At 70.8% G+C, this 12,531-nt stretch carries 10 protein-coding genes and 1 pseudogene; 7 read left to right on the top strand and 4 right to left on the bottom strand.

All coding sequences use genetic code 11. From position 1 onward, the window contains the following. Window positions 1-153 precede the first annotated feature (153 nt). Both mfd and HLK59_RS43185 read left to right on the top strand, forming a co-directional pair. Window positions 154-3,684, top strand: coding sequence for a transcription-repair coupling factor (gene mfd / locus HLK59_RS43180; RefSeq protein ID WP_171147141.1), 3,531 nt, complete (start codon window positions 154-156; stop codon window positions 3,682-3,684). Window positions 3,685-3,723: 39 nt separating this feature from the next. Then, window positions 3,724-5,778 (top strand): NACHT domain-containing protein, encoded by a 2,055-nt coding sequence (locus tag HLK59_RS43185; protein WP_171147142.1) that lies wholly within the window; start codon window positions 3,724-3,726, stop codon window positions 5,776-5,778. 5 nt (window positions 5,779-5,783) lie between these two features. Here the strand turns inward: HLK59_RS43185 and HLK59_RS43190 are convergent, their stop codons facing one another. Then, entirely contained in the window at window positions 5,784-6,386 is a 603-nt protein-coding gene (locus tag HLK59_RS43190) for a TetR/AcrR family transcriptional regulator (RefSeq protein WP_171147143.1), read from the bottom strand. 116 nt (window positions 6,387-6,502) lie between these two features. Between HLK59_RS43190 and HLK59_RS43195 the strand changes: the two genes are divergently transcribed. Then, window positions 6,503-7,405, top strand: a complete 903-nt coding sequence (locus tag HLK59_RS43195; RefSeq protein ID WP_171147144.1) for a hypothetical protein — start codon at window positions 6,503-6,505, stop codon at window positions 7,403-7,405. A 73-nt stretch (window positions 7,406-7,478) separates the two neighbouring features. Continuing rightward, window positions 7,479-7,874 (top strand): hypothetical protein, encoded by a 396-nt coding sequence (locus HLK59_RS43200; RefSeq protein WP_171147145.1) that lies wholly within the window; start codon window positions 7,479-7,481, stop codon window positions 7,872-7,874. 152 nt (window positions 7,875-8,026) lie between these two features. Here the strand turns inward: HLK59_RS43200 and HLK59_RS43205 are convergent, their stop codons facing one another. Continuing rightward, window positions 8,027-8,212: an antitoxin gene (locus tag HLK59_RS43205; RefSeq protein WP_171147146.1), complete on the bottom strand. Its 186-nt coding sequence runs from the start codon at window positions 8,210-8,212 to the stop codon at window positions 8,027-8,029. A 161-nt stretch (window positions 8,213-8,373) separates the two neighbouring features. On the opposite strand from HLK59_RS43205, the gene HLK59_RS43210 reads away from it, so the two are divergent. Then, the gene (locus tag HLK59_RS43210; protein ID WP_346779948.1) at window positions 8,374-9,144 is read left to right on the top strand and encodes an HNH endonuclease family protein; all 771 of its coding nucleotides are present in this window, start codon (window positions 8,374-8,376) and stop codon (window positions 9,142-9,144) included. 71 nt (window positions 9,145-9,215) lie between these two features. Beyond that, the gene (locus HLK59_RS43215) at window positions 9,216-9,959 is read left to right on the top strand and encodes an N-acetyltransferase (RefSeq protein WP_171147147.1); all 744 of its coding nucleotides are present in this window, start codon (window positions 9,216-9,218) and stop codon (window positions 9,957-9,959) included. A gap of 12 nt (window positions 9,960-9,971) precedes the next feature. Here the strand turns inward: HLK59_RS43215 and HLK59_RS43220 are convergent, their stop codons facing one another. Together HLK59_RS43220 and HLK59_RS43225 are read right to left on the bottom strand one after the other, a co-directional pair. After that, window positions 9,972-10,775, bottom strand: coding sequence for a hypothetical protein (locus HLK59_RS43220; RefSeq protein ID WP_171147148.1), 804 nt, complete (start codon window positions 10,773-10,775; stop codon window positions 9,972-9,974). 153 nt (window positions 10,776-10,928) lie between these two features. Then, a complete protein-coding gene (locus HLK59_RS43225) occupies window positions 10,929-11,609 on the bottom strand; it encodes a hypothetical protein (protein ID WP_171147149.1) in 681 nt (226 codons plus the stop codon). Between the two features lie 230 nt (window positions 11,610-11,839). Here HLK59_RS43225 and HLK59_RS43230 point away from each other — a divergent pair. After that, window positions 11,840-12,235, top strand: a pseudogene (locus tag HLK59_RS43230) (SAM-dependent methyltransferase); the annotation flags it as partial. Window positions 12,236-12,531 lie beyond the last annotated feature (296 nt).

Here is a 12,531-nt window from a genome sequence, read left to right on the forward strand (position 1 = left end):
TTGGGTTAAAGGGACCGACGCCGGGTGCGTAGGGAACCGGCGTTATCCACAGCCCCGGCACCCGCGACCGCAGCGACGTACGCTGGATACCCCCCGGCCGGTCACCGCGTCGGGCGATTCGCGTTGCCCACCCCCGGACGAAAGCCGCCCCGAATGAGCCTGCACGGTCTGCTCGACGCCGTCGTCAAGGACACCGCCCTCACGGAAGCGATCACCGCGGCCGCAGACGGCAACCGCATGCACGTCGACCTGGTCGGCCCCCCGGCAGCCCGCCCCTTCGCGCTCGCCGCACTCGCCAGACAGTCCGGCCGCCCTGTCCTCGCCGTGACGGCGACCGGCCGCGAGGCGGAGGACCTGGCCGCGGCCCTGCGCTCCCTGCTCCCGCAGGAGGGCGTCGTCGAGTACCCCTCGTGGGAGACCCTCCCGCACGAACGCCTCAGCCCCCGCAGCGACACCGTCGGCCGCCGCCTCGCCGTCCTGCGCCGCCTGGCGCACCCCCGCCCGGACGACCCCGAGACGGGCCCGGTGTCGGTGGTCGTGGCGCCGGTGCGTTCCGTGCTCCAGCCACAGGTCAAGGGCTTGGGCGACCTGGAACCGGTGGCCCTGAGGACCGGCCAGACGGCAGACCTCAACGCCATCGTGGACGCCCTCGGCGCCGCCGCCTACGCGCGCGTGGAGCTCGTGGAGAAGCGCGGCGAGTTCGCCGTACGAGGCGGCATCCTGGACGTCTTCCCGCCCACGGAGGAACACCCGCTCCGCATCGAGTTCTGGGGCGACGACGTAGAGGAGATCCGCTACTTCAAGGTCGCCGACCAGCGCTCCCTGGAGGTCGCCGAGCACGGCCTGTGGGCCCCGCCCTGCCGCGAGCTGCTCCTCACCGACGACGTACGCGCGCGTGCACGTGCCCTCGCCGAGCAGCACCCGGAGCTGGGCGAACTGCTCGGCAAGATCGCCGAGGGGATCGCCGTGGAGGGCATGGAGTCCCTCGCGCCGGTCCTCGTCGACGACATGGAGCTCCTGGTCGACGTACTGCCGAAGGGCGCCATGACCGTCGTGTGCGATCCGGAGCGGGTACGCACGCGTGCCGCGGATCTCGTGGCGACGTCCCAGGAGTTCCTGCAAGCCTCCTGGGCGGCCACGGCGGGCGGCGGCGAGGCCCCGATCGACGTCGGCGCGGCCTCCCTGTGGTCGATCGCGGACGTCCGGGACCGGGCGCGCGAGCTGGACATGATGTGGTGGTCGGTGTCGCCGTTCGCGGCCGACCTCGAACTGGAGGCGGACACCCTCAAGCTCGGCATGCACGCCCCCGAGACCTACCGCGGCGACACCGCGAAGGCCCTCGCCGACACCAAGGGCTGGCTCGCCGACGGCTGGCGCACGGTCTTCGTGACCGAGGCGCACGGCCCGGCGGCCCGTACGGTCGAGGTGCTGGGCGGCGAGGGCATCGCGGCCCGCCTGGAGGCGGAGCTGGGGGCGATCGCCCCGTCCGTCGTGCACGTGGCGTGCGGCTCGATCGACTACGGCTTCGTCGACCCGTCGTTGAAGCTGGCCGTGCTCACCGAGACCGACCTGACCGGCCAGAAGGCGGCCGGCAAGGACGGCGCCCGGATGCCCGCCAGGCGCCGCAAGACGATCGACCCGCTGAGCCTGGAGGCGGGCGACTACATCGTCCACGAGCAGCACGGCGTGGGCCGTTACATCGAGATGGTGCAGCGCACCGTGCAGGGCGCCACGCGCGAGTACCTCGTCGTCGAGTACGCCCCCGCCAAGCGCGGCCAGCCCGGCGACCGCCTCTACATCCCGACCGACCAGCTGGAACAGATCACCAAGTACGTGGGCGGCGAGGCCCCGACCCTGCACCGTCTGGGCGGCGCCGACTGGACGAAGACGAAGGCCCGTGCGAAGAAGGCCGTCAAGGAGATCGCGGCCGACCTCATCAAGCTCTACAGCGCGCGCATGGCGGCGCCCGGGCACACCTTCGGCCCGGACACCCCGTGGCAGCGTGAGCTGGAGGACGCGTTCCCCTACGCCGAGACCCCCGATCAGCTGACGACCATCGCCGAGGTCAAGGAGGACATGGAGAAGTCGGTCCCGATGGACCGTCTGATCTGCGGCGACGTCGGCTACGGCAAGACGGAGATCGCGGTCCGGGCCGCGTTCAAGGCGGTGCAGGACGGCAAGCAGGTCGCGGTCCTCGTACCGACGACCCTGCTGGTGCAGCAGCACTTCGGCACCTTCTCCGAGCGCTACTCGCAATTCCCGGTGAACGTACGGGCGTTGAGCCGCTTCCAGACGGACTCCGAGGCGAAGGCGGTCCTGGAGGGCCTGCGCGAGGGCTCGGTGGACGTCGTCATCGGCACCCACCGGCTGTTCTCGTCCGAGACCAAGTTCAAGGACCTGGGCCTGGTCATCGTCGACGAGGAGCAGCGGTTCGGCGTCGAGCACAAGGAGCAGCTGAAGAAGCTGCGCGCCAATGTCGACGTACTGACGATGTCCGCGACCCCGATCCCGCGCACCCTGGAGATGGCGGTCACGGGCATCCGCGAGATGTCGACGATCACGACCCCGCCGGAGGAGCGCCACCCGGTGCTGACCTTCGTCGGCCCGTACGAGGAGAAGCAGATCGGCGCGGCGATCCGCCGTGAACTGCTGCGCGAGGGCCAGGTCTTCTACATCCACAACAGGGTCGAGTCCATCGACCGCGCGGCCGCCCGGCTGCGCGAGATCGTCCCGGAGGCACGGATCGCGACGGCCCACGGCCAGATGTCGGAGACGGCGCTGGAGCAGGTCGTGGTCGACTTCTGGGAGAAGAAGTTCGACGTGCTCGTGTCGACGACGATCGTGGAGTCGGGCATCGACATCTCGAACGCGAACACGCTGATCGTGGAGCGGGGGGACAACTTCGGTCTGTCACAGCTCCACCAGCTGCGAGGCCGGGTGGGCCGTGGTCGCGAGCGCGGCTACGCGTACTTCCTGTACCCCCCGGAGAAGCCTCTGACGGAGACGGCCCACGAGCGGCTGGCGACGATCGCCCAGCACACGGAGATGGGCGCGGGCATGTACGTGGCGATGAAGGACCTGGAGATCCGGGGCGCCGGAAATCTGCTCGGCGGCGAACAGTCCGGCCACATCGCGGGTGTCGGCTTCGACCTGTACGTCCGCATGGTCGGCGAGGCGGTGGCCGACTACCGGGCCTCCCTGGAGGGCGGTGTCGAGGAGGAGCCGCCCCTGGAGGTCAAGATCGAGCTCCCGGTCGACGCCCATGTGCCGCACGACTACGCCCCGGGCGAGCGGCTCCGCCTCCAGGCCTACCGCTCGATCGCCTCGGCCAACACCGAGGACGACATCAAGGCCGTACGGGAAGAACTCGTCGACCGCTACGGCAAGTTGCCGGAACCGGTGGAGAACCTGCTCCTGGTGGCAGGCCTGCGCATGCTGGCACGCGCGTGCGGCGTCGGCGAGATCGTCCTCCAGGGCACCAACATCCGCTTCGCACCGGTGGAGTTGCGCGAGTCGCAGGAGCTACGCGTCAAGCGCCTGTACCCCGGCACCGTCATCAAGCCGGCGGTGCATCAGGTGCTGGTACCACGCCCGAAGACGGCGAAGGTGGGCGGGAAGCCGTTGGTCGGACGGGAACTGCTGGGCTGGGTGGGGGAGTTCCTGGCGTCGATCCTGGGGTCGTAAGGTCTCTGTTCAGGCGTCGCTCGCTGCCACGATGGAGTCATGTTCTTCGAGGGGCGGCGGCAACGCAGGGCGCGGTGGTGGGGGCTGGTCGTGGCGTCGGCCGTCGTCACCGGCGCTGCCCTCGTCTGGATCGCGAACGCGTACGAAGACGGCTTGGACAGCGGCGAGTTGCGCTCGGTGCTCGTCCAGGTTGTCATCGCTGTGCTGGCACTCGGGGCGGGTGTTCTCGCGCTGCGGCCGCAGGCCGGGGGCGAGCCGGACCTCGCGACAGTGACGGCTTGGTTGGCCCGGGCTGTGGAGAAGAGGGAGTCCGGTCAGTGGCGCCAATTGCTCGGCGGTGACCGGGTCTTCATCGACGTCGGCTTCACGTTCGACACCGCGGGCGATCGGCGCACCGCGACGGTGAGCGACACACCTCGCCTCCGCCTCGCTTCCGTCGTCGAGGATTTCCTGGCCATGGCCCCTCGGCGGCTGCTGGTGACCGGGGCGCCGGGCGCGGGTAAGACGGTCCTCGCGACCAGGCTTGTGCTGGAACTTGTCAGCCGGCGCGCCCCGGACGAACCCGTGCCCGTACGACTGCCCTTGGCGGAGTGGGATCCCGATGCGGGCATCGACGAATGGATCGCGCGGCAGCTCACCCGCGACTATTACGATCTCACTCACACCCTCGCCCGTGAACTCGTCGACGCCCGACTGATTCTCCCGGTGTGCGATGGACTCGACGAGATGGAGGAGCGGGCGCCGGCTGCGCTCGACTTGTTGGATGCCTGGACCCGCGGATCAGCTGCGGCGCCGATGGTGGTCACCTGTCGCAGCGAGCGGTACGCCGAACTGGCCGAGGCCGGGCACCGGCTGCTGGACGCCGCCCGCATCGAGGTGTCACCGGTGACGCCGGAGGAGGCCCGCGAGTACCTCGCCGATCGGACGGCCCGGCGCTCGGACGCCTGGCGTGTCCTGCTGGCCGAACTGCGCGACGAACCGGACGGGGTGACGGGCCGGACACTGTCCACGCCGTGGCTGCTGTCGCTGGCGGCAATTGTGTACGGCACGGCGGGTGCCCCAGCCCGCCTGTTGTTGTGCGTGACCCGGCAGGAGGCCGCAGACCTGTTGCTCGGCCAGTACGTGCGCGTCGCGATCGGGCTGACGTCGGACACGCCCGCCGGGTATACGCCCAGGAGCGTGCACCGGTGGCTGCGATCGCTGGCGGTGCGGTTGGAGGGTCGTACCGATCTGGTGCCAGGGCCCTGGCTGGTGCCGGTACAGCGGTTCGCGCGGGTACGGGCCGCGGACATGGCGGTGACAGGCGTGCTGACGGCTGCGGTGGTGATCGCGGTTCTGCCCGCGCTGCGGCACAGTCCGTCACCAGCCTTGCTCTACGCGCCGAGCGGTGTCCTCAGCCGGGCCGACGTGGCTTTCCACAACGGGGTGTTCGGCCTGCTCCTGTGCGCTTTGGGCTGGTGGCGAGCCACGCGTCCGCTGCTCGACTCCCCGAGTGCGCCACCACCGCTGCACCGGCTGCGACGAGCTCAGGTGCGGGGCATTCTCGCCATCGAGTACCGCAACCCGGAGAGGGTTGTCCCGCTTGTCCTGTGGGCCGTGCTGTGGACGGCGCTCGGGGTGCTGGGCGTGTTGCGGGCGCCCTCCGACCGGAGCGTCGTGGAAGCCACAGTCATCTGTGCCTGCGGAATCGCCTACTCCCTCATCGTCGACCCCGTCCTCGACACGCTGGCTGGAAGAGGGCGCGCCACACACCTGGTACCGGTCTTCGTCAGTCCTCGTGACGTGCTGCCTGCGGGCTGGATGCTCGGTGTACTGATCAGTTTGGGGTGGCTGCCGACGTTGCTTGCCGGGGACATACGGGCGGCACCCGTGCTGATCGCTCTGGCCCTGTGGACATGCAGTGGCTCATCGAGCCGTTATCTGCTTGCCCTCCTGCTCTCGCGCGGCCGGGTCCCCTTTCGCTTCGCCGGCTTCCTGCGCTGGGCGCATGAGGTGGGGCTGTTGCGGGTGTCGGGGCCTGCCTACCAGTTCCGTCACAGGGAGTTCCAGGAGTGGCTGGTCCGGCACCCGGAGCCGGTGCCGGATATGGACTGAGGCCGTCAGGACTCGGCCCGGAACAGCATTCCCGCCAACGTCCGGAACACCTCCTCCGGATCCTGGTCCCCGACCGGCCCGTCCAGGTTGTGGCCGAGCAGCAGTGTGGCGAAGCCGTGCGCGAGGGACCAGGCGGCGACGCCGGCGAGGCGGGGCTCGATGGCGTCGGGGCCGCTGCTTTCCGGGTGGATGTCGGACACGGCCTCGCGCAGGGCGTCGCCGGCGAGGGCGCGGGCGGTGGTCAGTTCGAGGTCGTCGGCGCGCAGCAGTTCCGGCGCGAACATCACCTGGAAGTGCGCCGGGTGCTCGCGCGCGAAGCGCACATAGCGCACGCCCGCCTCCTTGAGGTCCGGCGCCTCCCGCAGCGCGGTCGCCAGCAGTCCGAACCCCTCCGCCGCGATCGCCGTGAGCAGGCCGGTGCGGTCCCCGAAGTGGTGGGCGGGGGCCGCGTGCGACACCCCGGCCCGGCGGGCGAGGTCGCGCAGGCTCAGCGTGGACGGGCCGTCGGCGGCGATGACGTCCAGCGCGGCGCTGAGGACGGCGCGGCGCAGATCGCCGTGGTGGTAGGGGCGGCGCGAGGCCGGCTTCGTGGTGTCCGCGGGTGCCATGGACAGCAGCGTACGCCGAATCTAGGCATTGACAAGTTAGGGAGGCTCGGGCAATCTTGTCAGTGGCAAGTTGTGGAGCGGGTCCGAAGCACTTGGATACGACGAGGAGTCATGCCATGTCGCAGCACGAGAGCGAGACCGGTACGGTCGCCGCCGGCGTCGCCCCGGCCCGCGTACGCCAGCTCTGGCACCTGCTGGAACCCCTGCACGCGGTGCTGTACTACGCGCCGGAGGCCTTCGACGAGGCCGCGGAGCTCGGCTACGACACCAAGGAGCGCTGGCCGAGCTACTTCCCGCTCCGCGCGGCCCCGTTGGGCGCGGTGGGCGCCGAGCGGGTGGCCTCCGCCTTCTACAGTTTCAGCCCTCGCATGGTCGCCGAGCACATCGACTCCGCGTGGAGCGTCGCGAGCCCCGAGGCGGTGCTGGCGGCGCGGCTGCGCGGCGTCGACCGTGCGTACCGGGAGATGTTCGGCGAGCGCGTCGACAGCCCCGAGCTGGCGGAGGCCGCCGCCCTCGCCCGCCGCGCCGCCGAGGCGGTGAACAGCGCGGGCCGCCCCCTCGCCGCGGCCAACGCCGAGCTGGAGTGGCCCACGATCCCGCACCTCCAGTTGTGGCACGCGGCGACGATCCTGCGCGAGCACCGCGGTGACGGCCATCTCGCCGCCCTGCTCATCGCCGGCCTCGACCCGGCCGAGTCGCTCGTCTCCTTCGCGGGGATAGGCGCCGCGTCCGTCGAACGCTTCGAGAGCCGCGGCTGGAGCGCCGCGGAATGGTCCGCCGCACGCGAACGCCTGACCGTCCGCGGGCTGGTCGACGAGGACGGTACGGCGACGGAGGCCGGCCGCGCCCTGCGCCACCAGGTCGAACAGCACACCGACCAACTCGCCACCGCCCCTTGGCGGTCCCTCGACCAGACCGACACCGACCGCCTGGTCGAACTGCTCGGCGACTTCTGGGTCACGGTCCTCTCCTCGGGCCTGCTGCCTTCGGAGACGACGCTGGGGATAGGCAAGGTTTGAACGAAGGCCGGGGAGGCGCGGGCCGCCGGAAAAACTGCCTGAGTCCGCTGCGGGCCGACGGCGGCATGACGGCATGCCTGACCTGCTGTGGGACGACGTCAAGGACCACTTCGACCCGGACGCGACGGGGGCCCTGCCGGACCTCCGCATCCCCTATGCCTCGGCCGACGACTGGCAGGCGTTGCTCGACCTCGTCGTGGAACGCGGCTGGAACCACGAGTGCTTGGAGGGTGCCGACGCGCTTGCGCTGCCACGAGCCGCAGACGTGTTCGCCCGGCCGCCGGACGCGGAGTGCCCCCAACTCCGGGTCCGGCCGGCGGAGGACATGCTCGCGATCTTCCGCTTCCTCGCGGACGAGGAGATCGACTTCGACATGGACGTGCGGGAGGTGCGGGGGCAGGAGCGGCTGGACCTGTTCTGCGACTTCCTGCGGGCGACGGGCCGCCGGCCCCTCCTGAGGGAGCCGTGAGGGGAGCTGTGACGGGTGCCGGGAAACGCGAAGCCGTCCACGGGGGTCGCGCCTCCGCGGACGGCCTCGGTTGCAAGGTGGTTCAGGGGATCCCGGCCGTCAGGGCGTTGTGCCCGGCGGGGATCTCTTGCTCCTCCGTGGGTCTGGTGGGCTTACGGCTGTTCGGGCCGGTCGCGATCCATGCCCATCGCGCCTTCGATCTTCTGCTGCGCGTCGTCGACCTGGCTCTCGTACTTGTTGCCCGTCTTCTCGTTGACCTTCCGTTCCGCCGCGTCGGACATGTCCTTGGCCTTGTCCTGCGCCATGCGGTTGCTCTTGAACCTGTCGAGGATGCCCATCCAGAGCTCCTTCCGGAGGTGACTCAGCAATGACGATACGCCCGGCTTGAGAGGTATGCCCCTTGAAGGCCTATATGGTCTGGACCTCTCGGCCAGTACCGTGAGAGCAGGCACGATCGCTCGTGCGGGGTGGACCAGGAGAACAAGGGGAGGGACGCACCGTGTCGCGTCTGAGGGGTGGGGCGGCGAGCGCCGCGGCGATGCTCGGCATGGTCGTACTGCTCACCGGTTGTGAGGGCGTGGAGCTGCCCGCGGACAGTGAGCCCTCCGGCTCCGGCCCGGCCGTGAGCTCCGGCCGTGCGGTGAGCCCGCTGGACAACCCGGACGGCACCAAGGCCGGCCTCGCGGCCATCACCACGGACGCCGACAGAACCAAGGCGCGCGCCCTGATCGAGAAGGTGGAGACCAAGGGCCGGGGTCCGAAGACGGGCTACGACCGGGACGAGTTCGGCTACGCCTGGAAGGACTCGGCACCCGGCGGCATCCCCTTCTCCCGCAACGGCTGCGACACCCGCAACGACCTCCTCCAGAGGGACGGCGAGGACGTCCGCTTCCGCTCCGGTTCGGACTGTGTCGTCGTCTCCATGACCCTGGCCGACCCCTACACCGGCAAGGAGATCGACTGGGTCAAGTCCCGTGCCACGGCGGTCCAGATCGACCATGTGATGCCGCTGTCGTACGACTGGCAGATGGGGGCCTCGCGCTGGGACAAGGGCAAGCGCGAGGACATAGCCAACGACCCGCTCAACCTCATCCCGGTGGACGGCCCGACCAACGGCTCCAAGAGCGACTCGGGACCCGCGTCCTGGCTGCCCCCGAACAAGCAGATCCGCTGCTCGTACGTGGTGCGCTTCGCACAGGTCTCGCTGAAGTACGAGCTCCCTGTGACGAAGGCCGACAAGGAGATGATGCTGCGGCAGTGCGGGGGCTGACCCGTCCGGCAGAGCCGTCAGGGCCGGAAATGCGGTTCCCGGCCGCGATGGCGCCCGCCTACGGTGACCGCATGGAACTGAAGGTGTCGAGTCTCGCCGAACGCCCCGACGACCACGAGCGCGTGGTCGCGATGGCCGACAGCTGGCCGGAGTTCGTCACCAGGGACCTGGTGGGCGACCACCACTACGGCCGGATCGCCAGGGAGTTCCCGGCGTATGTGCTGTTCGCCGAGGACGAGCGGGGCGAGGTCGTCGCCACGGGGTTCGGCGTGCCGTTCGCCCTCGACGCCGAGGGCCGGGGCGAACTGCCCGCCCGGGGCTGGGACGAAGTGCTCCTGTGGGCCTTCGCCGACCTGCGCCGAGGGGTCCGGCCCGACACCGTCAGCGCGATCGCGATCAACGTCCGGCCCGACGCCCAGGGCAAGGGACTGTCCGGCCGCATGCTGTCGGCGATGCGCGACAACGCCCGTGTGCACGGCTTCGACGAGGTCGTCGCCCCGGTCCGCCCCAGCGCCAAGCACCTCGAACCGCACACCCCCATCGAGGAGTACGCCCACCGCGTACGCCCCGACGGGCTCCCGCACGACCCGTGGCTGCGCGTCCACGCCCGGGCGGGCGCCACCATCCACTCCGTGGCGCCGGCCTCCATGACGGTGGCCGGTTCGCTGGAGCAGTGGCGCGCCTGGACGGGGCTGCCGTTCGACACCCGGGGCGACATCGAGGTGCCCGGAGCGCTGGTGCCGGTGCGGTGCGAGCCGGAGCGCGGGTACGCGGTGTATGTCGAGCCCAATGTGTGGATGCGGCATCCGCTGTAGCCGTACGGCGGTTCAGGCGCCCAGGGCGTCGAGGTCGAGGATCTCGCCGGCGGGCTTGCGCGCGGGGACGGGCTCGTCGTACTCGCTGAAGGTCAGGGTGCCCGGGTCGCTCGCGGAGGCGCTGTCGACCCGCAGCAGATACGGCTTGCCCTCGGTGGCGACGTAGAGCGTGTAGCGCTCCTTGCCGTCCCGTTCCTGGAGCACGATCGCGGGAGTGCCGTCCACGGTGGTCGTCTTGCCGCGCAGCGCGTCCGAGTCCACGTCGTCGGCGTCGCCGAGCACCGTGTCCAGGTCGCAGAAGCCCGCGATGTCCTTGGCGTCCTCGCCCTTCGCGGACATCTTGGTCCACTTACCGGCCAGCAGCGCCACGGCCGCGTCCACGTCCGACTTCTTCTCGCCCTTGCTCTGGGCGCGCAGGAAGGCCTCGTCGTACTTCATGTAGACGGTGTCGCCGACCTTGATCAGATCGGCCTTGCCCTGGCCGCCCACGCTCATCGTGCCGGCGCACTCGCCCTGCTTGTTCAGGGCCATGTCGATCTCGATGGTGCCGCCGGACCCGTCGTCGGGGACGTCCCCCTTCATCCGCAGCGACGAGGCACCGGTCGTGGCCTCGACGGCCCGGTCGGCGATCTCGCCGCCGGTCAGTCCGGCGAACGGCTCCTTCGCCGTGCCGGCACTGCTGGACGGGCTGGATGTGCGGGCTTTGCCGTCCGCCTTGTCCTTCCCGGACCGGCCGGACTGGTCCGACTGGCAGGCGGTGAGCGCGAGGGCGGTCGCGGCGGTGAGGCAGAGGGCGGCAAGTGCGTTACGACGCATGGGAATTCCTCGGTGGTGTCGCGGTGGTGTCGCGGTGGTGTCGCGGTGTGGTGAGCGGGTGCGGCGAGACGCGCTGCGTGCGGAAAGGGAGCGCGGTCCGGCGGGTACTGCCGTGGGTCGGCCCCGCCGGACCGCGCCGTACGGTGGCCGGCGTCAGCCGGTCTTCTGCCAGTCCGTGCAGCCGGACGTCTTGAAGTAGGTGTCCGAGGCGCTGATCGTGACGACGGCCGAGCCGGTCACGTTGTCGTTCGCGATGATCGAGTCGAGGCCGTGCTCGGCGTCCTTGGCGCGCTCCCAGTAGCACATGTCGTCCTTGTTGCCGGTGGACCTGTAGGTGCCGGGGGCGATGTCGGCGCCGACTCTGAACATGCCGCCGTCGCCGGCCATCTTGGCCGCGGGGGAGCCCTTCGCCAAGGCGCCGACGGCCTCCCAGTCGTTGCAGTCGCTCGACTTGAAGAGCTTGTCGGAGGCCTTGACGGTCACGTAACTGGTGCCGGTGACATTGTCGTTGGCGAGCAGGGAGTCCATCTCGCCCGAGGAGTCCTTGGCGCGCTCCCAGTAGCACATGCCGTCGTCGTTGTCGGTCGTGCGGTAGGTGCCGGGCTTGATGTCCGAGCCGACCTGGAAGTCGCCGTCCCCCTCGAACGCGATCTTCTTCTCCTCGGCCGCCTCCGCCGTGTCCTTCTCGCCGCCGGACTTCGCCTGTGCGGACGCCGAAGAGCCCTTGTCGCTGCTCGTGGAGGCACCGCTGTCGTCGCCGGCGTTCGCCGAGACGGCACCGATGACGACGATCCCCACGACGGCCCCCAGCGCGACCTTGCCCTTCATGCCCATGACTGTGTCCCCTCCAACACGGTGACAGCCGCCGATCGGCTGCCGTTCGTTCGCTGGGTCAATAAGAGCAGAGCATGTGAACCGAGTCAACACGGTTCACGGAATGGTTTGAGTACACGGTCGTGAATGGGTAGATCTTGCGTGCGCCGCTATGCTCGGCGTCACACGCGGAGCGCAGGCAGTTGCGGGGACGCGCGGGGCCACGCAGTACGACGAGGGGAGCCGGGCCGGTGCAGGACAACGCCACAGAGGTGACCGCCGCCGGGATCGCCCGGCTCGCCGGCGTCGGCCGCGCCGCCGTCAGCAACTGGCGCCGCCGCCACGCCGACTTCCCCAAGCCGGTCGGCGGCACCGAGACCAGCCCGTCCTTCGCCCTCGCCGAGGTCGAGTCATGGCTGCGTGACCAGGGGAAACTCGCCGAAGTCCCGCTGCGTGAACGCGTCTGGCAGCAGCTCTCCGGCCACCCCGAGGGCCCGGTCACCGCACTCACCCACGCCGGCTGCGTCCTGCTGCTCATCCACGACCGCCCCACCGTGTGGCTGGACGCGAGCGCGGGCTCCGACGCACGGCTGGCGGCGATGCTGCCGGGCGTACTGGCGGAGGTGCTGACACCACGGTTCGGCGCCGCGTCGGGTGTGAACACCCCGGACGCCGTGAAGGGCTCCGGCGCTGTGAACACTCCAGTGAGCCCGGGCCCCGCTGTCCAGGCCCCCGCCCATGCCATCCAGGCCCCGGCGAATCCCATACCCTCAGCTTCCGGCTAGGCTCCTCGCCATGCCCCCGCCCCGTCCCCCGCCCCCCCCCCCCCCCCCCCCCCTCGCCCCCCCCCCCCCCCCCCCGCCCCCCCCCCCCCGCCCCCCCCCCGCCCCCCCCGCCCCCCCCCCCCACACCCCCCGCCCCCCCCCCCCCCCCCGCCCCCCCA

This window comes from Streptomyces sp. S3(2020) (assembly GCF_013044505.1).
Lineage (GTDB): Bacteria > Actinomycetota > Actinomycetes > Streptomycetales > Streptomycetaceae > Streptomyces.